Here is a 23,820-nt window from a genome sequence, read left to right on the forward strand (position 1 = left end):
CGCTCTGTGCATAGATTTGTCGTGCAAATGTCACCGATAGATAAACCGATTCACAACCCCCTCCAGCATTTCCTGCCGACCACTCACCGCCTGCGGGTTCAGCTCCTGGGCGAACGCATGCTCAGCCAGGGACTGCAGGCTGAACTCACCCGCCAGCACCGCCTGGCCCAACGGCTGCTGCCAACCGGCATAACGCTGGTCCTTGAACTGCTGCAAGCGGTCGTCCTGCACCATCGCCGCCGCACGCTCCAGGGCCAGGGCCAGCACATCCATGGCCGCCACATGGCCGTGGAACAGGTCCACCTCGTCCAGGCTCTGGCGCCGGACCTTGGAATCGAAGTTGTAGCCGCCATTCTTGAAGCCCCCGGCCTTGAGGATTTCATAGGTGGCCAGGGTCATTTCCTCGACGCTGTTGGGGAACTGGTCAGTGTCCCAACCGTTCTGCGGGTCACCGCGGTTGGCGTCGATGCTGCCGAAGATCCCCAGTGACACGGCGGTGGCGATCTCATGATGAAAACTGTGCCCGGCCAATGTCGCGTGGTTGGCCTCGATGTTCACCTTGATCTCCTGCTCCAGGCCGTATTCATGCAGGAAGCCGAACACTGTCGCGCTGTCGTAATCGTACTGGTGCTTGGTCGGCTCCTGGGGCTTGGGCTCGATCAACAGGTCGCCGGTAAAGCCGATCTTGTGCTTGTGCTCCACCACCATGCGCATGAAACGTCCGAGCTGTTCACGCTCGCGTTTGAGGTCGGTATTGAGCAGGGTTTCATACCCTTCACGGCCACCCCACAGCACATAGTTGGCACCCTTGAGCCGCAGGGTGGCGTTCATCGCACTGAACACCTGGGCGGCGGCGAAGGCGAACACTTCCGGGTCCGGATTACTCGCGGCCCCGGCGGCAAAACGCGGGTTGCTGAAGCAGTTGGCGGTGCCCCATAGCAGCTTGATGCCGGTCTGTTCCTGGTGACGCTCCAGATGATCGACCATCTGCGCAAAGTGGTTGCGGTACTCCTTGAGCGAGCTGCCCTCGGGCGCCACGTCGGTGTCGTGGAAGCTGTAGTAGTCGATACCCAGCTTGGAGAAAAACTCAAAGGCCGCCTCCGCCTTGCCGATCGCCAGCTCCATCGGATCGCCACTGCGCTGCCATGGGCGCTTGAACGTGCCCATGCCAAACATATCCGCCCCTGGCCACACAAAGGTGTGCCAATAACAGGCGGCCATGCGCAGGTGTTCGCGCATGGGTTTGCCGAGGATCAGTTTGTTGGCGTCGTAATGGCGAAAGGCGAGGGGGGATTCGCTGGCAGGGCCTTCGAAGCGAACCTTGTCGACACCGGGGAAGTACGGCATGGCGGTTTCCTTATTGTTCTTGGCGGTGCCTGGATACTAGCAACGGCACCTGGGGTGCTGATTATGAAAATCACCAAGGTGTAGTGCGATTTTGAGTGGGGCGTTCAGAACGGCTCAGGGAGTACGTGATTTAGGGAAACGTCTGACTTTACGGTGGGGATATGCCTCTTCAAAGTTTGGCCTGCCACTGACTTTCTCTTGCTCGTTTACCTCAATCGAAAGGCATTACGCGTCAGTTTTCTGATCGAGACGAGCAGGGAAGTACGGCCAAAAAACATGGATAAGAGGCAAAACAATGAGCGTAGGTCATTTCATCCGCCAAGGTGACTAAACCACCTGCGGCGGGGAAGTGCTGGACGGAGATCAAAGGACCCATATGCATGGCAGTCTTCGTGCGTGCGAAGGTGACACAGTCACCTGTGGCAAGGATGGGCAAACATATAAGATCATCGGCGGCATTTCTTTCATGCGAAGCAATGGCCGGCTTATTGCCGGTACGTTGGACAGCTACAGCGGCTGCCCCTGTAAAGCCGAGCTGATTGCTTCGGTGTTACTCGGCAAGTACCACGGCAGAGGTGGCTCGGCTGTGAGCGCCAACAGACAAGCCGTCGATCCGGTCCAGCCAGCGCCCCAATGGGCAGCCCCTTCTCAACGCACTTCCATCGTGCCAAGTTATGCGCCCCGGTCCGCATTTAGCGCATTTAAAGCTCTCTCAGGCGAGGAGCCAGGTTTTTATATCGTGCCCAAAAGCATGACTCGCGAAGCGATGGAAGCCACATTCGCTGTTGGCTATTCAGCAGGTGTGTAACGGGGATTCTGGGGCGGCGTGTGAGAAGGTTAAATTTACTGAAGGAGGGAAATTCGCTGGGTCTACTGCTATCGGTGCTGCAAGCGGATTGGCAGCCAGCTATGCCAGTACTGCAGTGTGCGTAGCCCTAGGCGTCACAACAGCAATCGGTGGTGTTATCTGCGTCGCTGCTGTTGTAGGCACTGGCGCCTGGGTGGGTACGACTTACGGTGGTAAAACGGGTGAGTACATAGGTGAAAAAATTTACGAGGCAAGGCAACCATGACCGGTATCGACACTTGGCCTCCCTGGATCGCAATCATCGTTACAGGGGGCCCAATTTTGCTTGCTGCTGCTGGCATTACTTTTAGTCTTTACCTTAGTCGTCGACACTTGGACTCTATGAAAGATGCGCTGAAAAACAGTCGTTTTATTTATGTATGGGGAACAAGCCTGGGAAAGAGAGGGGTAATCTGGTCGCTTCTGGAAATATCAAAAATTGCCGGAATGGTGACGTTGCCGAAGGCGTCTATTCGCATCGGAGAACTGGACCCTGTCGATCTTGAAAACTTCCCACCTCATCTAAAACGTCTGTTGACCATCAATATGATGATGTTGATCGGTTCCGTCTTTTGGGCAGCAGTTGCAGCCATGTTGGTGGAATTTAGGTAAGTTAAGCGGGCCTCATCCGAGGCCCGCTATCCTGAGCAGTCAGACCTTTGAGTACTCATCTGCACCCACCGGCCCCAGGACAAAAACAATGAAAACCCTACCGCCCGTGCACCGCATCGCCTTGCTCTTCAACGGCAGCAAAATCTACGACCGCGGCATCATCACCGGTATCGGCAATTACCTGAGCAGTACGCGCGCATCCTGGGACCTGTTCCTGGAGGAGGACTTTCTCTGCCGTCTGCGCGGTATCGAACGCTGGCAGGGGGACGGCATCATTGCCGACTTCGATGACCCGCTGATCGGCGAGGCGCTGGCTGGGAGTCGGATACCGGTGGTGGCGGTGGGGGGATCTTACGAGGACGCAAGCTCGTACCCCAAGGGCATTCCCTATGTCGCCACCGATAACCACGCCTTGATGAAGCTGGCCTACGAGCATTTGATCGAGGCCGGGCTGACGCGGTTTGCCTGTTTCAGCCTGCCCGAAGCCCAGGCCAATCGTTGGGCCCAGGAGCGTGAAAAAGCCTTTCGCCGCTTGATGCAACGCGATGGCTTGCAGGTGGAGATCTATCGCGGCCTGGGCACCAGCGCGCCGTTGTGGGACAGCGCGGTGGAGCAGCAGATTGCCTGGCTGCACAGCCTGCCCAAGCCTATTGGCATTATCGCCGTGACCGACGCCCGCGCCCGGCAATTGCTGCAAGCCTGCCTGACCGCCGGTATTGCCGTGCCGGAGCAAGTGGCGTTGATCGGTATCGACAACGACCCACTGACCCGCACCCTTACGCGGGTGCCGCTGAGTTCGGTGATCCAGGGCACGGAGACCATGGGCCGTACCGCCGCGGCCTTGCTGCACCAGATGCTGCATGGCAAGCCCTGCGCCGGCACGCAGGTGCTGGTGCCGCCGGATGCGATCAACGTGCAGGCCTCCAGCCTGCATCAGCCCCTGGGTAACCCTTATGTGATGCAGGCGTTGCTGTTTATCCGGCAATACGCTTGCCAGGGGATCAAGACCGACCAGGTCGCCGCCTATGTCGGGGTCTCACGCTCTTCCCTGGAAGCGCACTTTCGCAAGATGCGCGGCTGCAGCGTGCATGACGAAATCCTCGGCTTCAAACTCGCCGCTGCCGCCAAGGGCCTGGAAAACCGGGACCTGGCCATTGCCGACATCGCCGCCAGTTGCGGCTTCACCTCTGCGCAGTACTTGCATACGGTGTTTCGTCGTGAGTTTGGCTGTACGCCACGTCAGTATCAGCAGGGCAGGCCAGTTGCAGCGCCTGTTGCATGCTTGCCAGCTTGATCTGGGTTTCCTCGTATTCGTTGGCCGGCAGCGAGCCCTCGACGATCCCGCAGCCGGCAAAGGCATGGCAGTGTCTGGGCGTGATCAAGGCCGAGCGCAGTGCCACCAGGAAGTCGCCGTTGCCATTGGCGTCCAGCCAGCCCACCGGCGCGGCGTACCAGCCACGGTCGAAGCCTTCGTGTTCACGGATAAAACCCAGCGCAGGTGCCCTGGGCAAGCCGCCGACGGCGGGGGTGGGGTGCAGCGCCTGGACGCCGTCGAGCAGGCGCTTGCCGACATTCAGTTGCGCGGTGATGGGCGTGCTCAGGTGCTGCACGGTGGCCAGTTTCAACAGGCCAGGGCACGGCGCGGCGTGCAGATCGGTGACCTTGTCGTGCAGGGCCTGGGTGATGGTCTGCACCACCAGCCGATGTTCGTGCTGTTCCTTGGGGTCGGCCAAGAGCCGCTCACCCAGGGCTTGATCTTCATCCGGCCAGAGCCCGCGACGGGTGCTGCCCGCCAGGGCGTGGGTGGTCAGGCGACCCGCCGCGCAACTGAGCAATCGCTCTGGCGTGGCGCCCATGAAACAGTGCTCGCCACGGTGGATGGCGAACAGGTGCGAGGCGTTGCGGCGTGCGTGCAAACGGCCCATCACCGCGCCGGTATCGAGGGTGGCGTCCAGGTGATGGTCGATATGCCGCGCCAGCACCACCTTGTTCAACTCACCCCGGGCGATGGCATGCAGTGCGGTCTCGACCTTGGCCTGCCATTGATGCCGGGGCAGTGCACGGCGCTCCAGCACATCGGGTGTAGAGGTTAGTTGGGGGGCGGGGTTGAGCAACTGTTCGTAGGCGGCCAGGCTTTCGTGCACCAATGCAGCAGGATCGCTGCCCGGCTGGACCACACGCTGGCAACGCAGCCAGCGCCCCGTGGCGTCTTCGCTGAGCAACCAGTGGGCGAGGTGGAAACTGGCGTCGGCAAACGGCGCCCAATGGGATGCACAGGGTTGCTGCTCATCGAAGCGCATGCCGCCCAGCAGCAACGGCGGGTAGGGCCCCTGCACCAACGCATCGGCGCACAGCGCAAACCATTGGCGATCCACCTCGGCCATGCGCCCGGGGCCGCGGGCTTCGATCTGCCAGGCGCAGCCCAGGCCGAACAGGCTCAGGTCCGGCGAGTGTGCGCACCAGAAAAAGCCCTGCCGATGGGCTGCATACAGCGCCAAAGGCGCCAGCGTCGGCGCGGGGTGCGCGCTGACGGCAATCACCGGCCGTTGGTACGCCACCGCCCTTTGGTGCGCGGCCTGGAACACCGTGAGCAAGTCGGCGGCGTTCATACCGCCTTGCTCTTTTTTTGCAGCCAGAAGGCCGTCTGCTCGGCGATGTACCAGTGGATGATCTGGTTGAACAGGCTTTCGATAAATTCCCCATCCAGCCCCACGTCCTGCGCCCATTGCCGACGCTGGGGCAGCATCGCCGTGACGCGTTCCGGGGCGGCGATGCTGGCCTGGTCCGGCTTGAATGCCGAGGCGGCCTTGACGTACTGCATGCGCAGGCCCAGGGCGTCGATGATCTGTTGGTCGAGGCTGTCGATGGCATGGCGGATGTCGTGAAGGCCAGTGCAGTGTTCCGGGGTTTTCATTGTGAGTCTTCCTGAAGGTAGGCGCTGCGCTGCAACAGGTGGTGGATTACCGGTCGCGGCTGATGCTTGAGGTAAAAGTGGTCGCCGTCGAACCAGCGGATATCCGGGGTGTGGCGGCTCAGGTCGGCCCAGGCGCGGGCCTGCTCCAGGCTGACCTCGGCGTCGCCGTGCGCCAGCAGCACATCGAGCGGTGCGGCCAAGGGCAGCAGGTGGGCGGGGCGCCAGGTCTCGATGGCCTGGTAGTCGCTGCGCAACACCGGCAGGAACAACCCACGCAACTGCGGGTTGGCCCACAGGCCGGCGGCCTGGGCGTCCTGGCGCAGGATGTCGGCGATCAGCGTGGCGTCGTCCTGGCGGTGCAGGTCGCTGGGTGGTTGCCGGTGCGGCGGTGCGTGGGCCGAGACAAATACGTGGGCAGCCCCCATGCCAGCGGCTTCAAGCTGTACGCCCACGGCATAGGCAAGCGCTGCGCCCATGCTGTGGCCGAACAGCCACAGGGGCCGCGCAGGCAAGGCCAGCAACGCCTGGCTGATGTGTTCGGCGAGGCTCGCCAGGCACGGGATATGCGCCTCGTTGAAGCGCTCTTCACGGCCGGGATACTGCACCGCCAGCAGGTCGATATCCCCCGGCAGGTGCGCCAGCCACGGGCGGAAAAAACTCGCGCTGCCACCGGCATGGGGCAGGCACACCAGGCGTGCGCGGGGCTGCTGGCCCTCACGCAGCACGCGCAGCCACGGGCTCATGAGGCCAATACCTGTTCGGCCAGGGCCTTGCGGTTGACCTTGCCCAGGCGCGTCAGCGGGAACTCGCGCAGCACCTGCAAGCGGTCCGGCAACTTATAGGCCGCCAGCCCCCGCTCGCGCAGCCAGGCGTTGATCGAGGCCAGGTCCAAGGGTTCACCGTGGGCCAGTACGCAGGCGCAGCTGCGCTCGCCCAGTAACTCATCGGCCAGGGCCACCAGCGCCACATCGCGGATCAGCGGATGGCCGAGCAGCAGGTTCTCGATCTCTTCCACCGGGATCTTCTCGCCGCCGCGGTTGATCACATCCTTGCTGCGCCCCTCGACAATCAAATGGCCCTCGGGCAGGCGCCGGACCAGGTCGCCGCTGCGATAAAACCCGTCGGCGGTAAACGCCCGCTGGTTGTGCTCGGCGGCGTTGTAATAGCCACGGATGGTGTAGGGCCCGCGCACCAGCAATTCCCCCACGGCGCCGGGCGCCACCTGTACATCGTCGGCATCGACGATACGGATCTCATCCGCCGTCGTAAGGGGGAGGCCCTGGGTGTCGAAGACCCGTTCCTCGGGATCGTCCAGCGGCGTAAAACACAGCAAGCCTTCGGCCATGCCGTACACCTGCTGCAGGCCGCAGCCCAGGGCCGGGCGGATGCGGGCGGCGATCTCGGCCTTGAGCCGCGCACCGCCGACTTGCAGCCATTGCAAGCTGCTGAGGTCGTGGTCGGGCCATTGCGCAACTTCCAGCCACAGCAACACCAGCGGCGGGATCAAGGCGGTGTGGGTGATGCGTTCGCGTTCGATCAGTTCGAAGGCGGTGTCGGGGCTCGGCTCCGGCGCCAGTACCAGGGTGGCGCCGACACTGAACACCCCGAGGGCGCCAGGCGAGGCCAGCGGGAAGTTGTGCGCCACCGGCAGCGCTGCCAGGTAACGGGTGTGGCCGTCGAAACCGCAGGCCTGGGCAGCCAGCCGGGCATTGCATGCATAGTCGTCATGGGTGCGCGGGATCAGTTTGGGCAGGCCGGTGGTGCCGCCGGACAACAGCAGCACCGCGACGTCCCGGGCGTCCGGCGCCGGGAATTCGCGGGGCGCGGCGACGCAATCGGCCAGGGCCACGAACTCCTCGGGCGCGCCCACCACCCACACCTGTTGCAGGCTCGGCACCTGCTCACGCAGGGTGCGCGCCAGCGGCCGGTAATCGAAGCCCAGGTGCTGATCGACAATCACATAGGCCACCGCCTGGCTCAGGTGGGCCAGGTGCGCCAGTTCATGTTCGCGATGGGCCGGCAGCGCAAACACCGGGATCGCTCCCAGGCGCAGCAGGGCGAAGGTCAGGCTGAAAAACTCGGCGATATTGGGCAGTTGCACCAGCACCCGCTGGCCGGCGACCAGCCCGCGTTCGGCGAGGCCGGCGGCCAGTCGGTCGGCCTGTTGGTCCAGTTCGGCGTAGCTCCAGCGACGATTGCCATCCACCAAGGCTTCCTGCTGCGGCGTGCGTCGGGCTTGTTCGCGCAGCAGTTGGCCCAGGGGCACGCCTTGCCAATAGCCTTGCTCGCGGTAGCGGCGGATAAAGTCTTCGGGCCAGTCAGTGCAACCATCAAGCATGGGAATCTCCTTGGGCAGTCGGGCAGCCCAGCAACTGGGCGCCGTGCAGGGTCAGCGGTTGCGCCAGGCCGGCGATTTGCACCGCCTGTACGCCGGTATATTCAGCCGGATGCAGGTGCAACATCGGGTCATCGCCCGCCAGCAGGTCGAGGGCGGTGCGGTCGGAAGGGCTGACCCCCAGGTGAATCGCCGTCAGCCCGGTGGCGCCGTTGGGGTGGATCAACCGCTCCGGATGTTGGGAAGGCGTGTAGGGCGTGACCAGGAACGGCAGGCGCGCATGGCGCGGGTAGACGAAACGAAAGCGCGTCTGGCTGCCGTTGGCACAGGTGCGCTGCCACTTCACCACCCGGCCCATGGCCACGCCGCAGGCCGCGAGATCCTTGAGGCGCGGCGCCAGCAGTTGCTCATCGCACAGCAAGGCCAGGTCGCAGAAGCCTTCGCCGTGGGCGGCCCAACGCAACATGCGCTGCCCGGCACCTCGGCCGGCCAGGCAGTCGATGGGCCACTTGAATAGCCAGGCGTGGCGGGGTGTGGTGAGCAACTCGATGATCGGCCCGTGGCTGAACCAGATATGCGCGTGTTGGGCGCGAGCCTCGGCAGTGGCGTAAGTGACCTCGAACCCGGCGGCGCGAAAGTTCGCCACGGCCTGGTGCAGATCGCGCACCCACAACAACACATGGCTGCAGGACGAGCGGGATTGGGCAGTATTCACAAGGGCAGGGCTCCCAACAGTTGTGCGCCGGGGTCAGCGCTGGGCGGTTGCACCGCGTCGGCGCGGCGGTGCAGCTCGGCCAGCGGAAGGGCCCGGGGCATCGGCGGTTCAATCAAGGCGGGCATGCCGATCAGGCTGTTCATCTCGCGCCAGGCCATCGACACCTCGGTGGCCCACAGGCCGCTGCGCAGGCGCCGCGCCGGCTCGTCGATGTCGTCGCACAGCGCGTCGAGGGCGAGGCTGACTGCGTCCGGCCAGAGCTCGCTGAACACCTGGTGATAGCTGGCGGGTATCTGCGGGTCGAGCACCACCATGCTCGGCCCGGCCAGCCTCTCGCTGCCTTCGCCTGCCATGATCAGGCGGTCGGTGGCGTCCCGTGGCGCATGCAGGCGGGGGTTCCACAGCACCGGGCCGTGGGTGTCGCACAGGCTCAGCACGCCGCCTTCACAGCCGACTTCAAGGCGATGCAGCAGGAACGAGTGGTTGTCCGGGTCCTGGGGATGCACCTGGTTTTGCACGCGCAGGCTGATCGGCACGCCATTGAAGCTGGCGTTCAATCGTGTAAAGGGCTGCGCACCCACGCCAGCGGCCGGTGCCGCAAATGCCCAGGGCCGCAAACCACCGGCCAGGCGCCCGAGAATATCCAGCAAGGGGTAAGCCACCTGGCTGTTACAGGCCGCGTCGATATAGGCCAGGCCTTGTTGCTCACGCAGGTACGCGGCCACCGCCAGAAAGCGGCGGATCGCAAGGATATTCGGGTACAGCGTATTCACCGCGTAGGCCGCCTGGCCCTGGCGCGCCGCCTGCATGCACGCGGCAATTTCGCGGTGGTGCACCGGGTGTTCCTGCAACACGTGGATGCCGCGGCGCAACAACTGCTGGGCCAGTTCGCTGCCGGCGCCTCCGGTGGCGCCGGAACGCACCACCACGCAGGCGATATCCACCGTGTTGGGCACCTGCTCGACCGTTTCGAACAGCGGCACGCCGTAGTGGTCGGCGCAGGCTTGGGAATAGGCATTGCCCCGCGACAGGATGCCCACCAGTTCATAGCGCTCATGGGCACGGGCCAGGGCTTGCAGGTAGATGCGGCCGAACGCGGTGCCGGCGACGATCACGCGTTTACGTGCGCCACTCATGACCAGGTCACCGGCAGGCAATGGGCGCCGCGAAAGAACGTCGCGGTTTTCCACTGCACCTCACCGCAGCGTTGCAGGTTGGGCAGGCGTTCCACCAACGCCTGCAAGGCCTCCTGCAATTCCACCCGCGCCAGGGCAGAGCCGATGCAGTGATGCAGGCCATGGCCGAAGCCGAAATGGCCGCTGGCATCGCGTTGCAGGTCGAGGGTCTGCGGCTCGGCAAAGCGCGCCGGGTCATGGTTGGCTGCGCCAATCGAGGCGAATACTGCCTCGCCCTGGCGTACCAACGTCTCACCCACCTGAGTGTCCTCCAGGGCGTAATGCACAAACATCGCCGCCGATGCCAACGGGATATAGCGCAGCAGCTCTTCCACCGCCTGGGGGATCTGTTCGGGATGAGCCTTCAACTGTTGCCACTGCGCAGGATTGTCCAGCAGCACCTGGATGAAATTGGGGATCTGCGACGCGCTGCCTTCGTAGCCGGCGACAAGGATGGCGATGCACAACAGCAGCAGTTGGTCTTCGCTCAGGCGCTCGCCGTGTTCATCGGCCTGGGCCAGGGCGGTCATGAAATCGTCCTGTGGCTGGCGGCGGCGCTCGGTGATCAGGCCCTTGATATACGCCGCGAGTTCGCCCAGGTGTTGCTGGGTCAGGGCGGCGTCTTCGGGGCGGGTCGACAGCAGCGAGTCATTCCACAGCTTGAAGCGTTCGCGGTCTTGCAGCGGCACGCCGAGCAGCTCGCAGATCAATGCCAGGGGCAGCGGCAAAGCATAGTCATTGACCAGGTCGGCAGGCGGGCCAGCGGCGAGCATGCGGTCGATCAATTCATGGGCGTAGGCCCGGGCATGGGGGCGCAAGGCTTCGACGCGGCGCCGGGTAAACGCCTGGGCGGCGCGGGAGCGGATACGCGTGAGTTGCGGCGGGTCCATCATCACAATGCCTCCGGCAATCCGCGGGAATGCCCGTGGAGCGTCGTCACGACGAAACGCTTCGCTGCGGCTGAAACGCCGGTCACCCAGCACCAGGCGTACATCGTCGTAACGGGTGGCGAGCCAGGCGGGCGCGCCGATGGGCATCTGGATACGCAACAGGCCCGGTGCCTGCTGGGCATGGCGGTATGGCTCAGCCAGCTCCAGGTCGGTGAAGGCGTTGAACGGGTAGGCCAGCGGGGTCATGGCAAGTCCTTGACGTTAGGCAGGTCGGGCAAATGGTCGAGCAGTTCAAGCTGCAGGTCGGGGTGTTCCAGGTGGGCGGCCAAGGCGGCACGGCTCAGGCGCTGGCTCGGCACCTGGGCGACGAACACACGATGGCCCAGGCGCGCCAATGGGTGATCGGCAGCGGGCAGGCTGCGATTGCCCTGGAAGCCGGCGCGGGCCAGGGCGGTCTGCCACTGCTCGAGGTTGAGGAAGGTGCTGCGGCCCAGTGCACGCTCGTCACTGGCCTGGTTGAGCATGAACGCCTGGGACGCCATGACCCAGAATTCCTCCTGGGTCGGCTCGCTGAACACCAGCCAGCCGCCCGGCTTGAGCAAGGCCAGCAGGGTGGACAGCGAACGCTGGGTGTCGCGGGCGGCGTTGAGCACGCCACCGGCGACGATCAGGTCCCAACTCTGGGTGGGATACCCCTGGGCCACGGCGGGGCGGTCGATATCGAACACGCCGTGGCGCACCCACGGCCAGGCGCGCAGGCGCTCGGCGGCCTGTTCACTGAAGTAGCGCGACACGTCGGTGCACAGGTAGTCCACCGCTACATTCGCCAGGGCCGGCAACACCGCCTGTGTGGTGGAGCCGGTGCCAGCCCCCACCTCCAGCACGCGCAAAGGTTCAGTTGATTGGCGTGCAGCCCAGGCCCCGATCCAGTGGGCCACGGCGCGGTGCTGGTACTGCGCCGCCAGGCTTTCGCGATACAACGCCGCTGCACGTTCGGTGCGGCCTTCGGGAAACAGCAGGTGCACCGCCGCGCAGTCACCGCGCATCAGCGCCGGCAACTGGCGGGCATTGTCCCGCGCATAATCAAGGGTGGCGCAGCCGCCGGTGTTGTGTTCCCAGTCCCGGCTCAGTTGCGCCCAGATAGCGTCCAGTCTGGCGTCGCTCCAGGCGTTGGGGTCGAGGTTGGGATGCAGGTGGTCGCCTTGGCGGCGCAGCAGCGCCTGGGCCTGCAACACGTCCAGCCAGCGTGCGATCAAGGGCCGGTGGCCAGGGGCGATGCCGGCGTTGGCGAGGCTTTGCGCCACGTCGTTAAGGGGCGCCGGCAGCAGGCCGCATTGCTCAAGGCCGTTGAGCATCGACAGCAACGCGGCGTGGCTCAAGCGTTGGTTCAACTCCACCGCGTCGTGCAGTTGTATGGCGCTGAACTGCTGATTGACGGCGGCCCCGGTCGCGTCCAGATGATCCTCCACCGCCGCCGGTGCGCAAGGCTGGGGTACGGCGAACAGCGTCTGGCCATGCAGGGCGACGGCGCTGACCTGAGGATGCCCCAAGGCCCGCTCACACCAACGCTGGTGCTCACGCTTGACACTGGCCAGCTCGCGCCCGTCGTCGGTAAAGCCCTGTACGCGGCAATCGAGTTGCGCCGCGGCGCGTTCTGCCAGTTGCCAGTCGCCCGGGCGCGGGCTGACGAACAGCACCTGCTCCAGGTGGCTCAGGTCACTCAAGGCCAGTGCAGGAAAATCCAGCAGGCGTTCCAGTTGTTCGGCGCCCATCACCACCACCGCCGGGCGCTGGCGTTCGAGCACCGCCAGCAACCGGGCCGGGGCCTGTTGATTCACGCCCAGGTCGGTAAAGGCCGGTAGATGCCAAGGAAAGGCGGCGGGCAGGTCGATCAGCAAGGTGTCGACATTCATGTTGAAACTCCTCTGGCGTGGAACAAGCGTTGCCCAGCAGCGGCGAGCGGTTCCGACACAGCGGGCCATACCTCGAGCAACTCAAAGCCGGCCGCCTGCAAGGCCAGGCGCCAGGCGTCGGGTGCCATGAAGGCTTCATCGCTGGCGCGCAACGGTGCATCGGCGGGGGGCGACAACAACAGGTGCATGAAGGTCAGCATCGCCGGGTTGTCGGCGATGGACTCACTGAACAGCAAGGTGCCGCCATCGACCAGGCTGGTGCGGATCTGCCCCAGGCAATCGGGCAGGTTGCGGGCGTTGTGCAGCACATTGCCGGCGATCACCAGGTCCTGGCTGTGGGGCGCAATACCCTGGTTGCTGAAGCTGCGATCGAGGTCGAGCAGGCCGAATTGCATCCCCGGTTCGAGGCGATGCTGGCGCTGTGCCGCGCCGGTAAACAACGAGCTGATGTCAGTGAAGCGATAGTCCTTTTGCCGCGCTTGCAGCGCTGCGAGCACCGCGTCGGTGGTGCAGCCGGCACCACCGCCCAGTTCCAGCACCCGCAACGTTCCACCTGCGGCGCTGACTTGCCGCGCCCGTTCGGCCAGGGCTTGATTGATCGCCGCTGTGAAAGGGTTGTGCTGGTAAGCGCCCAGCACTTTGACCGGGTCCCCGCCGCCCATCAGCAAGTGGGTGAGGGTGAATTGATCGCGCAGCAGCTCGGGCAGGCACTCGATGACTTGGGTGTGCAGGCGCGCCATATTGGCTGGGAAGCCCAACTCGGCATACAGGCGCGGCAGTTCCCCGACCTGTGGGTCGAGAGGCGTTGCCGACCACCCCAGGCGTTCGCCTTCTTTGCGCAGCAGGCCGGTACGGGTCAACGCCGCCAGCCAACGCCGCACCACCCAGGCATGCCGCGCAGCCGTGCCCAGCGCTGCGTTGATCTGTTCGGCGTTGCGCCAGGCTTGCAACGGCAACGCCTGGGTGTGCAGCAGCACCTGGGCCATCACGCCCAGGCTCAAGTGTTCCAACTCGTTCAGGGCGGTGTTCATAGGCAACCTTCTTCGGCGGCATGCAGTTGATCGAGTGGGCCGTGCAGCAGGTTCAGGGCGCGGATCGCCGAGGTGCGCAGCAGGCGTTCAAGGCTGGCGGCGGGGGGCAGGGCCTCGGCGGCTGCATGGCAGCCGGACCGGATCTCGCCCTCCACCACGCTGATCACCGTGGCGGCGGCCATGGCACCGGTCAGCGCCGCATTGCCGGCGCCGCTGAGCACCAGGCTGCGGGTCAGGGTTTGCTCGTGGTACACGCCATCGAGTTGTAGCAGCAGCGTGACAAAAGGCGCTTGCCCGCTCAGATCCAGGCGACTGGCCTCGCACAAGCGCTGCACGGCGTCGGCCCGTGGCAGGCCGTGGGCCTGGTCGAGGGCCTTGAGCACGTAGCCATCGGTGATCACGTTGAACCAGTGGCCGACCTCCAGGTTCAGGTCCATGGCCAGGCGTTCGCCCTCGAGGTTCAGGTAGGGCAACAGGTGGACCTGGCCGGGGAAGCACGGCACCGACACCTGGCGCCGGCGCCGCAGTGCACGGCTGCAACGGCCGTTGCGCCAGGCCGCCAGTGGTTCGCTGCTGCCGTCCACCGCGCCGTGCAAAAAGTCGTCGGCGGCCACGGCGGTGAAGTGATCGCGCAAGCCGAAATAGCTGGTCAGGCTGCGCACCCGGGTGAATGCCTGCTCGGCCAACCAGCGCGGCAGCAGGCCGGTGAGCCCGGGTTGCAGGCCGGCATCCAGCACCGCGCAGCGGCCACGCCATTGGGCCGGGTCGAGGTGCATGTGGCCGGCGGCATCGACGTAATGGGCACCGGCCTGCAACGCGGCGTGTGCGGCACGCGCCCCTACGCGCCAGGACGGGCCGGCGCAGTTGAGCAGCACATCGCAACCACGGGCGAACGCGGCCATGGCGCTGGCGTCGGTGAAGTCCGCCGCAACCCATTGCAAGCGTGCCTGGGGCCATTGCTGCTGGAGCACCTGCACGCAGTGCGCACCCTTGACGGCATCGCGCCCGCCCAGTCGCAGCTCATTGACTCCCAGTGTCAACAACGCCTGGGCGCTGGCCAGCCCCACGTCGCCGCTGGCGCCCAACACCCCGATCAGCATGGCTGGGCCTCGGCATTCAGGCGCCAGCCACCGGCGCGCTGGCGGTCATGCCAGAACCCTGCGTAGCGACCGTTACGGGCCAGCAACTGCGCATGGGTGCCGGACTCCACCAGGCAACCTTCATCCAGCACCAGGATCTGGTCGGCGGCCATGATGGTCGGCAGGCGATGGGCAATCACCAGCACCGTGGAGCGTTGCATCAGGCTGCGGATCGCTGCCTGTACGAAGGCTTCGTTGTGCGGGTCCAGGGCCGCCGTGGCTTCATCCAGCAATACGATGGGCGCCCGCTTGAGCAGGGCCCGGGCCAGGGATACGCGCTGGCGCTCACCGCCGGACAGCGCCGCGCCGCCTTCGCCCACTGGCGTGTTCCAGCCCTGGGGCAGGCGTGCGACGATTTCATCCACGCCGGCCAGCCGTGCGGCTTCGGCGACTTGTTCGGCACTGGCGTCCGGGCTGCCGACGCGAATGTTGGCCTCAAGGCTGTCGTCGAACAGGTACACGTCCTGCATCACCAGGGACAATTGCGCCATCAGCGCGGCATTGGACAGCTCGCGCACGTCCACGCCGCCGACCTTGACGCTGCCCTCGCTGGCATCGAAAAAACGCATCAGCAGGCGCGTGACGGTGGTCTTGCCCGAGCCCGAGGCGCCGACAATCGCAGTCATGGAATGGGCCGGGGCGTTGAACGTCAGGCGGTGCAGCACCTTGGGCCCGCTGGGGTAAGCGAAGCTGACCTGGTCAAACGCCAGGCTGCCGGGCGCCGTCAGCGCTTGGCTCACCGCCGGCTCCGGCAACGACGGCTCGCGCAGGATGCTCACCAGTTGGTCGAGGTCGTTACCGGCCATGCGCAGCAAGCCGCTGCGCGCCGCCGCTTCGGCCAGTGGCCCGACAAAGCGCGCTGCCAGAGCCAGCAGGGCGACCAACTGGATGGCGTCGATGTCGCCGTGGGCGGCCAGGGCAATACCTACGCCCACCAGCAGCGCAAAGGCCAACTGCACGGTCAAGCCACCGGCCAGCAATTTCGGAAAGGTCTGGGACAGCATCGAGCCGCCCGCGTGTTTCTGCGCCAGGTTGGCGGCCTGCAACGGCGCGTACCCGTCCTGGGTGCGACCAAAGGCCCGCAGCACTTGCTGGTAGCGGGCGAACTCCACTACGCGGTTGCCGGCCAGGGTCGCGGCCGCTTCTACCCGTGCGTCGTTGCTGCCGATGGCTGCCGCCGACCAGTGATGGGTGAAGTAGATCAGCGGCGCACACAACACGGCCGTCAGGCCCAGGCGCCAGTCGAACACAAACAGGCTCAGCGCCACCGTGGCCGGTACCACCACGCCGGACACCACCGGCCCCAGGTAATGGGCAAACAAGCCGGTGACCATCAAGGTGCCGCTGGTGGCACTGCGCGACAGGCGTCCGACCTTCTCCGAATTGAACCAACCCAAAGGCAAGGTCACCAGGTGCTGGCCGAGGCGATCATGCAGGGTGGTCAACACCATCAGGGCCAGGGCAAACCCCTTCATGGCCTGCTGGTAGTGGGCAATGCAGTTCAGCACCACCATCGCCGCCAGGCCTGCCAGCCAATGGAAGGCGCTGTGCAGGTCGCCAGCAAACAACGCGTGCAGAATCGGCACCAGAAACGCCACGGCCACCCCTTGCAGCACGGCACTGGTCACCAGCCAGGCGAGGTAGCGGTACAGGCGTGCGGCATGGGCCGGGCCCAATAAAGTCACGAGGCTGCGGATCACAAGGACATCTCCAGGTCGGGGGCGGTGGTTTCGGCGCTGGCGCGCCACAGCCGGGCATAGGCGCCGTTGGCCTGCAGCAGTTGGTCATGGCGGCCGCTTTCGAGGACGCGGCCCTGGTCGAGCACGACGATCTGGTCGACGCCGCAGATACTCGCCAGGCGGTGCGCAATCACCAGCACCGTGCGACCGCGGGCCAGGGCAGACAGCGCGTCCTGGATCAAGGCTTCGGACTCGGGGTCGGCGTGGGAGGTGGCTTCATCGAGGATCAGCACCGGCGTATCGGCCAGCAGCGTGCGGGCGATGGACAGGCGCTGGGCTTCACCGCCGGAGAAAATCGCGTCTTCGCCAACCACCGATTGATAGCCTCGGGGCAGGGCCTGGATGCGTTGGTGGATCTGCGCCGAGCGGGCCGCAGCCTCGACCTCGGTATCGCTGGCCTCGGGGCGGCCCAGGCGCAGATTGTCGGCCACCGTGCCGTGCACCAGTTGCGCGTCCTGCAACACAAAGCCCACGTGCTGATACAGCTGGCGCGGGTCGATCTCGCGCACATCCACACCGCCCACGCAGACCCGCCCGGCGCTGACGTCGTGAAAGCGCGGCACCAGCTTGGCCAGGGTCGACTTGCCCGCGCCGGAGGCGCCCACCAGCGCGGTGACGCTGCCGGCGGGGCAGTGCAGGTCGACGCCATTGAGGATCATATGCGCGGGGTCATAGCCGAACTGCACCTGTTCAAAGCGGATGTCGCTGCCCTGGGGCGGTACGCAGACCTTGGGCGTCGGCAGCTCCTCGACGCCCAGCAGCGCTTCGATGCGGTCTGCCGCGGCGAGAGCGGTGCGTTGCGCGGTGAGGCTCTGGTTGATCACCAGCAGCGATTGCGGGATCACCACCGCCACCAGGGTTTCGGCGAACAACTGCAATGGCGTGATCCAACCCTGGGCCAGCAACAGGCTGCCCATACTCAGGCTGACCAACAGGATCACCGGCACACTCAAGGCCATCGACGAGAAGGCTTCCAGGCGCAGCAGCGGCTTGACCCAGCCGGCGTACTGGGTGCTGAACTGGTTGACCGCCTGCTGATAACTGCGATGGGCCTGGCCGACCTGACCGAACGCCTTGACCACGGCAATGCCGTGGACAAACTCGACAATCGCCGCGCTGACCCGGGTCATGCTCTTGTCGAGCAACTGCATCTTGGCGCCGAAGCCGCGCATCATCAGGCTGTAGGCTAGCGCGTAGATCGGCAGGGTCAGCACCGCCAGCAGTGCCAGGCGCCAGTTCAATGTCGCCAGCCAGATCAGTCCCGCCAAGGGCGTGACAATCGCCGCCGTCACTTCCACCGCGTGATGCGCAACCAGGTGGTGCAGGTCTTCGAGGTCGTCCTGCACCACCTTGCGCACGGCGCCGGAAGTGGTGTCGGTGTACCAGCCCAGGGGCACGCGCCCCAGCTTGCGCACCATGGCCTCGCGCAAGCTCGATTGCAGGCGGTGGTCGGCCAGGTGGGTCAGCCACAGTGCGACGCCGCTGGCCATCCAGCCCAGGCTCAGGGCGATCACCACCAACGCTGCCCACTGCCACAGGGTGGCGCTGTCGGCGTTGCCGGCGAGTAACAAGCGGCCAAGTTCAGTGAGGCCGATAAAGGGCACCAGGTTGACCAGCGCGCCGACGGCGGCAAACATCACGCCGAGGCGGATCAAGCGGTTGACCGGGTGTTTGAGGGTATCCAGGGCGGTGGTCATGAGTTTTTCCGAAGGGCCTCAAGCAGGTGCGCGGTGACGGTGTGCACATGGGGAGGTTCGATCACACTGAAGTGGTTGCCGGGCACGTCGATCAAGTTGAACTGGCCCAGGCACGCGTCCTCCCAGAACGGCGCCGCCAGGTGGCCGACACCGCCGGTGATGCCGAACGATTGCTGTTCCAGGCAGCGCAGGTAGGTCATGTTGCCGAGGAAAGGGGGTGGGTCGAACCGCGCCGCCCGCATGCTGTGGCGGCATACGCGAAACAGCGTCGGCACCAGCTCGGGGCCGATCGGCACCCCGGCCTGGCCGGACGCCAGGCGGGCGTACTCGGCCAGGCGCTCTTCCTGGCTGCGCGCCGATTGTTGCCGGACCGCCAGCGCCAGGGCTTCCAGGCCCGGGTCGCCGCCCAGGGCAGCCATGGCCCCGGCGGGCACGCGCCGGTTGTCGCGGGCCATCAGCAGGTCAATGGCGCGGTATACGTCGTAGTCTTCGATATGGGCGCCGAACACGGTCTTGACCGGGTCGAGGTTGAGGTTGGGCACGAAGATCGCCTCATAGGCCAGCTCTTCGTCGGTGTCGATAAACATCGGGATACTGTCGATCAGGCTCAGGTCCACCACCTCCATGCCGCGCTCCAGCAGGCGCCGGGCGACTTCGGTGGCGAGCAGGCCGCCAAGGCAGTAGCCGATTAGCTGGAAGCGTTGATGGCCGTCGGCGACCAAGCGTTCGGCATAGTCCTGGGCCACACTTTCGATCAGGCGCTTGGGTTCCAACGCCAGGTACTGCGCGGTGTCGGCCACCGCAAAGCCAATCACCGGCCCGGCCTGCTGGGCGGCGAGCGCACGGCCCAGGTGCTGGAAATAATCCAGGGTGCCCAGGGCGGCATGGAACATCACCCGCACCGGGCCAATCTCGCCACCGCCGAACGGCACTACCAGGGCGTTGCTGTGGGTGGCGCGCTGCGACGGGTCAGGCGCCGCGGCGGTGGGGGTGCTTTCATCGTGGTTGAGCAGGCGCGCCAGGGCGCTGACAGTCGGCTCGTTGAGCATCTGCCGCAGCAGGGTGTCGTAGCTCAGGCTGTGCGCCTGGGGCAGTTGTTCACGCAGTTGGCCGGCAACGCGGGCGAGGATCAGCGAATCGGCGCCTTTCTCGTAGAAATTGTCGTCGGCGCCGATCTGCGCCAGGCCGAGGGCTTCGGCCCACACCCGGCACAGTTGGGCCTTGAGCGGGTCGCTGGGCAGCGCCTCGTGGCTGCCGGCCTGGGCATCGATGGCGGGGCGCCAGTTGGCCAGGGTCTTGCGGTCGATTTTGCCGTTGGCGGTCAGGGGCAGGCGGTCGAGCACTTGCAGGTGCGCCGGCAGCATGTAGTCCGGCAGGCGTTGCGCCAGGGCGCGGCGCAGGCTGTCGACGCTCAAGCGTTGCAGCCCGGCCTTGAAGCGTGCGGCGAATACCTGCATGCCGAGGGCGGCCAGCGGGTGGTCGGCGTGGGGCAGCGCCGGCAGGCATTCGCCGCCGAATGCCTGGACCCGTGCCTGCCAGATATCGGCAGCGCGCAAACCGCTGCGGCCCACGTCGTGGTCGTCGCCCGCCGGGGTCATCATAAAGCCTTGGGTCAGCAGGATCGGCGGCCATTCGCCGGTCGGTTCGCTGAACACCAGCCAGCCACCGGGGCTGAGCAGTTCGGTGATCTGGCCGAGGGCGTTGTCGATGTCATTGACGCTGTTGAGCATGCCCGCGCACAGCACGATATCCACGCTGTTGCTGGCCAGGCCCTGGGGGCGGATATCCTGGTCAATGTCGAGCACGCCGTAGCGCACCCACGCGTGATCAGCAAAGCGCTGCTTGGCCGCCGGCAGGAAAAACGCGGTTATGTCAGTGAACAGGTAATCCACGTCCAGGCCGTCGAGCAGGCTGATCACCGGCGTGCTGGTGGCCCCGGTGCCCGCACCGATTTCAAGGATGCGCAGCGGGCCGTCGCTGTCATGGTGGGTGGCCAGGCGGTTGATCAGCGCGGCGATGCTGTGGTTGTTGTAGCGCGATACCGCATCCCCGCCGTATAGCTGCAACGCCAGGTCTTGCTGGCCCTGGGGGAACAATAGATCGAACGGGTTGACCTCGCCGCGCAGCAGTTGTGGCAGTTGTGCTACATGGCTGAGCTGGTAGTCGAGCAGCGCCTGGCTGCACAGCCCGCACGCCACTGCCTGTTCCACCCGGCCCCAGGCCAGCGCCGGGTTCGGCGCGCCATGCAGCAGGCGATAGCGGGATTGTTCGCGCTGCAACAGGCCCGCGTCACACAAGGCCAGCAACCAACGCCGCACCAACCAGTGATGGCGCGGTTGCACCTGCAAGGCACTGAGGATGGCAGCTGCATCCGGCTCGGCCAGCGCGCCGCTGAACAACTGGGCCTTGAGCATGACATCCAGCATCGAACTCAAGGCGGCGGCGTTGAGGTCAGCCTGATAGTCGCGTACCTGCTGCGCGTCAAAGTTGCCGACCTGGCTGTCGGCATAACGTTGCACTGCCGTCAGCAGTGGTGTGCCCGGCAGCGGCTCGGGTTCGACGCGCGCCGCCGTGACGAAGGCCAGCAGCTCGCCGCTGAGCAGGCTGACGGCGCTGTCCACGCCTGGGGTGGCGAGCAGTGCGGCGTCGATTTCCCCCAGCTCCACGCGGTGTCCGCGGATCTTGACCTGGCCGTCGTCACGGCCGAGGAACTCCAGTTCACCCCCCGGCAGGTAGCGCCCACGGTCACCGGTGCGATACAGGCGCTGGCCGTCGAGGGGGTGAGCGAAGAAGCGCGCTTCACTCAACGCCGGGTCGCCGAGGTAACCCTGGGCCAGGCCGACCCCGGTGATGTACAGGTCGCCCGGCACCCAGGTCGGCGCATCGCGCCATTGGCTGTCCAGCACGCGCAAGCCCTGGTTGGCCAGCGGCAGGCCGTAGGGAATACTGCGCCACGCCGGGTCGATCGCGCCGATGGGGTGCAGGTTCGACCAGATCGAGGCTTCGGTGGCACCGCCCAGGGCCACCAGGGCCAGGCCCGGCACCAGCGTTTGCAGTTGCGGCGGCAGGTTCAGCGGTATCCAGTCACCCGACAACAGCGCCAGGCGCAGGCTGTCCAGGGGCCGTGGCTCGGCTTGCAGGTAGTGGGCCAGCATGTGCAGCTGCGCCGGCACCGAGTTCCACAGCGTAACCTGATGGCGCTGTATCAGCTCGGCCCAGTGCGACGGGTCGGCGCCCCGCGCCGGGTCGGGCAGCACCAGGGTGCCGCCCACGGCGAGGGGGCCGAACAGGTCATACACCGACAAGTCGAAACTCAATTGCGCCAGGCCCAGCACCCGGTCAGCGGCGTTGACCGCAAAGCGCCGGTTGATGTCCTGCACGGTATTGAGGGCGGCGCGGTGGCTGATCATCACGCCTTTGGGCTCGCCGGTGGAGCCGGAGGTGTAGATCACATAGGCGAGGTCGTCGGGGTTGGCGTCCTGTGCCGGCAAGTCCGGCGTAGCGGCTGCCAGTTGATCCACCGCATGCCAGTGCACCCCCTCGGGCAATGGCGTGCCTGGCACTGCCTGGGAGTGGCCGAGCACATGCCGCACCTTGGCACTGTGCAGTACGCGGTCGCGGCGGGCGGCAGGGGCGCTGCTGTCCAGCGGCAGGTAGGCAGCGCCAGCCAGCAGCACGCCGTAGGCCGCCACCACTTGGTCGCGGCCTTTGGGCATCAGGATCGCCACCGGTTCCTGGGCGCGGCAACCGGCGGCACCCAGGGCTGCGGCGACTGCCAGGGCGCGCTCCATCAGGGCGGCGTAGGTCAGGTTGCCGTGGGCGTCGACCACCGCCAGGGCCTGTGGCCGTTCCCAGGCCATGGCCAACAGGCCGTCATGCAGGCGCCCGGTGGGCAGCGGCGCGGCGGTGGCGTTGGCGGCCAGGCGCTCACGCTGTTGCCAGGCCGGTAGCGGCACTTGCATGGGCTGGTCCCAGGTGGCCGGGTCGAGGGCCAATGCCTGCAATTGGGCAACGAAGGCCTGCTGCATGTCCTCGACCAAACCGTCGGGGAACACGCCTTGGCGCACGTCCCAGTGGATGTGCAAGCCGTTCGCGTCGTCCATCACCTGGCAGTCCAGGGTTACCTGCGGGGTCTGGGTAATGCCGTGGCCGACCCGGCGCTGGCTGGTGGCGGGCGGTTCAATCGCCAGGCCAATGGCACTGGTGAACACCACCGGCATGGCCGCCGCCTCACGCCCGCGACGGCGGCCGATTTCGCGCATCACTTGAATGCCGGAAAACAGCCGGTGCTCCAGGTCGGCGAACAATTGGTTGCCCAGTTGCCTTGCCTGGACAGTGAAATCCTGGCCCTGGGGAGCATTGACCTGCAACAGGCTGACCGAGGTGAAATCCCCCACCAGTTGGTTGACTTGTGGGTGCAGCGCCAAGCGGTTGAGCAGCGTGAGGTTGAGGCTGAACGCCGGTTGCTGGCTCCAGCGTTGCAAGGTGCCGGCATAGGCGCTGAGCACCACGATGGAGGGAGTGAGGCCGAGGGCGCTGGCGGCTCTTTTCAGGGCGGCCCATGGCTGCGCATCGAGGTGCGCCGAGTGGCGTTGGAAGCGTGGCACTGTGGTGTCTTCGCCGCTCAGGGGCGCCGGCAGTTGCGGGGCTGGGGGCAGTTCATCGAGACGCGTCAGCCAGTAGTCACGGTCACGCTGATGGCGGCTGCCTTCGAGCAGGCCGCGTTCGGCCAGCAGGTAGTCGCGGAAGGTGATGTCCAGGTCCGGCAAGCTGGACTGGGGATCGTGCAGCAGCTGCTCCAGCTCATTGAACAGCAGTTGCGCGCTGGCCCAGTCGGCGATCAGTGAGTCCATGGAAAAGTGCAGGGTGTCGCTGTTGTCGCTGCGGCTCAGGCGCAATTCGAACAGCGGCCAGGTCTCGGTGGGGTAGAGCTTCTGCTCCATGGCCTGGCGAATCTGTTGTACGCCATGCTGGTGCTGCTCGCCAGTGGCGCCGCGCAAGTCCGTGACCGCCAGCGGGTAATGGGCGACCTCGGCCAGCACGCGCTGGGAGCCTTCGCTGGCGATCACCGCACGCAACATGTCGTGGCGGGCGATCAGGCGGTTCCAGGCCTGTTCCACCTGCTGCGGGTCGAGGCTCGGCCAGCTCAGTTCGAGGTAACCGTGGCACGCCACATTGCCGTAGCCGAATGATGACTGGCGGCCGAGCAGGTAGGCATTCTGTACATCGGTGAGCGGGAAGGGCGCGTAACGTTGCAAGGGATCGGCCACCACCTCGGGCCGCTCCTGGGTTTGCAGCAGGTGCAGGATCTGCTGCTTATGCTCGCGCAATTGCGCCAGGCGTTCGGCGTCGAGCAGGCCTTGGGGGGCACGGAATTTGAGTTGGCCATCCTGGGGCCAGAGTTCGACGCCCAGGGACTTGAGTTCGCTTAACAGTTTGGCGGCGGGCATGGGGACAGCTCCTGGG

17 protein-coding genes are annotated in these 23,820 nt (G+C 65.8%); 3 read left to right on the forward strand and 14 right to left on the reverse strand.

Translation table 11 applies throughout. The annotated features are described in order from the left end of the window. Window positions 1-30 precede the first annotated feature (30 nt). Window positions 31-1,347: a xylose isomerase gene (gene xylA / locus KVH01_RS17240; RefSeq protein WP_057025339.1), complete on the reverse strand. Its 1,317-nt coding sequence runs from the start codon at window positions 1,345-1,347 to the stop codon at window positions 31-33. A 376-nt stretch (window positions 1,348-1,723) separates the two neighbouring features. Between xylA and KVH01_RS29955 the strand changes: the two genes are divergently transcribed. From KVH01_RS29955 to KVH01_RS17255, 3 genes are all read left to right on the forward strand, one after another. Then, window positions 1,724-2,155, forward strand: coding sequence for a PAAR domain-containing protein (locus KVH01_RS29955; protein WP_225924244.1), 432 nt, complete (start codon window positions 1,724-1,726; stop codon window positions 2,153-2,155). A gap of 261 nt (window positions 2,156-2,416) precedes the next feature. Beyond that, window positions 2,417-2,806: a hypothetical protein gene (locus KVH01_RS17250; RefSeq protein ID WP_217882204.1), complete on the forward strand. Its 390-nt coding sequence runs from the start codon at window positions 2,417-2,419 to the stop codon at window positions 2,804-2,806. 88 nt (window positions 2,807-2,894) lie between these two features. Further along, on the forward strand, window positions 2,895-4,100 hold the full coding sequence (locus KVH01_RS17255) for a XylR family transcriptional regulator (RefSeq protein ID WP_217882205.1): 1,206 nt from the start codon (window positions 2,895-2,897) through the stop codon (window positions 4,098-4,100). On the opposite strand, the gene KVH01_RS17260 is transcribed toward KVH01_RS17255, so the two are convergent. Genes KVH01_RS17260 through KVH01_RS17320 form a run of 13 tightly spaced genes read right to left on the reverse strand, consistent with a single transcriptional unit; the run spans window position 3,988 to window position 23,804 of the window. Next, on the reverse strand, window positions 3,988-5,415 hold the full coding sequence (locus KVH01_RS17260; RefSeq protein WP_217882206.1) for an isochorismate synthase: 1,428 nt from the start codon (window positions 5,413-5,415) through the stop codon (window positions 3,988-3,990). The two genes, KVH01_RS17255 and KVH01_RS17260, sit on opposite strands and share 113 nt — an antisense overlap. Beyond that, on the reverse strand, window positions 5,412-5,720 hold the full coding sequence (locus KVH01_RS17265) for an isochorismate lyase (protein WP_217882207.1): 309 nt from the start codon (window positions 5,718-5,720) through the stop codon (window positions 5,412-5,414). The genes KVH01_RS17260 and KVH01_RS17265 overlap by 4 nt, the downstream gene beginning before the upstream one ends. Next, the gene (locus tag KVH01_RS17270) at window positions 5,717-6,463 is read right to left on the reverse strand and encodes a thioesterase II family protein (RefSeq protein ID WP_217882208.1); all 747 of its coding nucleotides are present in this window, start codon (window positions 6,461-6,463) and stop codon (window positions 5,717-5,719) included. Before KVH01_RS17270 ends, KVH01_RS17265 begins: the two co-directional genes overlap by 4 nt. After that, the gene (locus KVH01_RS17275; protein WP_217882209.1) at window positions 6,460-8,058 is read right to left on the reverse strand and encodes a (2,3-dihydroxybenzoyl)adenylate synthase; all 1,599 of its coding nucleotides are present in this window, start codon (window positions 8,056-8,058) and stop codon (window positions 6,460-6,462) included. Before KVH01_RS17275 ends, KVH01_RS17270 begins: the two co-directional genes overlap by 4 nt. Then, window positions 8,051-8,770, reverse strand: coding sequence for a VOC family protein (locus KVH01_RS17280; RefSeq protein ID WP_217882210.1), 720 nt, complete (start codon window positions 8,768-8,770; stop codon window positions 8,051-8,053). The genes KVH01_RS17275 and KVH01_RS17280 overlap by 8 nt, the downstream gene beginning before the upstream one ends. Continuing rightward, a complete protein-coding gene (locus KVH01_RS17285) occupies window positions 8,767-9,906 on the reverse strand; it encodes a Gfo/Idh/MocA family oxidoreductase (RefSeq protein WP_217882211.1) in 1,140 nt (379 codons plus the stop codon). Before KVH01_RS17285 ends, KVH01_RS17280 begins: the two co-directional genes overlap by 4 nt. Further along, the gene (locus KVH01_RS17290; protein ID WP_217882212.1) at window positions 9,903-11,081 is read right to left on the reverse strand and encodes a cytochrome P450; all 1,179 of its coding nucleotides are present in this window, start codon (window positions 11,079-11,081) and stop codon (window positions 9,903-9,905) included. Before KVH01_RS17290 ends, KVH01_RS17285 begins: the two co-directional genes overlap by 4 nt. Next, complete coding sequence (locus KVH01_RS17295; protein WP_217882213.1) at window positions 11,078-12,748, reverse strand: class I SAM-dependent methyltransferase; 1,671 nt, start codon at window positions 12,746-12,748, stop codon at window positions 11,078-11,080. Before KVH01_RS17295 ends, KVH01_RS17290 begins: the two co-directional genes overlap by 4 nt. Then, window positions 12,745-13,779, reverse strand: coding sequence for a class I SAM-dependent methyltransferase (locus tag KVH01_RS17300; protein ID WP_217882214.1), 1,035 nt, complete (start codon window positions 13,777-13,779; stop codon window positions 12,745-12,747). The genes KVH01_RS17295 and KVH01_RS17300 overlap by 4 nt, the downstream gene beginning before the upstream one ends. After that, window positions 13,776-14,879, reverse strand: a complete 1,104-nt coding sequence (locus KVH01_RS17305; RefSeq protein WP_217882215.1) for a saccharopine dehydrogenase NADP-binding domain-containing protein — start codon at window positions 14,877-14,879, stop codon at window positions 13,776-13,778. The genes KVH01_RS17300 and KVH01_RS17305 overlap by 4 nt, the downstream gene beginning before the upstream one ends. Then, window positions 14,873-16,618: an ABC transporter ATP-binding protein gene (locus tag KVH01_RS17310; protein ID WP_217882216.1), complete on the reverse strand. Its 1,746-nt coding sequence runs from the start codon at window positions 16,616-16,618 to the stop codon at window positions 14,873-14,875. The genes KVH01_RS17305 and KVH01_RS17310 overlap by 7 nt, the downstream gene beginning before the upstream one ends. After that, on the reverse strand, window positions 16,615-18,354 hold the full coding sequence (locus KVH01_RS17315; RefSeq protein ID WP_217882217.1) for an ABC transporter ATP-binding protein: 1,740 nt from the start codon (window positions 18,352-18,354) through the stop codon (window positions 16,615-16,617). The genes KVH01_RS17310 and KVH01_RS17315 overlap by 4 nt, the downstream gene beginning before the upstream one ends. Beyond that, window positions 18,351-23,804: a non-ribosomal peptide synthetase gene (locus KVH01_RS17320; protein WP_217882218.1), complete on the reverse strand. Its 5,454-nt coding sequence runs from the start codon at window positions 23,802-23,804 to the stop codon at window positions 18,351-18,353. Before KVH01_RS17320 ends, KVH01_RS17315 begins: the two co-directional genes overlap by 4 nt. Window positions 23,805-23,820 lie beyond the last annotated feature (16 nt).

The sequence above is a fragment of the Pseudomonas khavaziana genome (genome assembly GCF_019145205.1).
Classification (GTDB): domain Bacteria; phylum Pseudomonadota; class Gammaproteobacteria; order Pseudomonadales; family Pseudomonadaceae; genus Aquipseudomonas; species Aquipseudomonas khavaziana.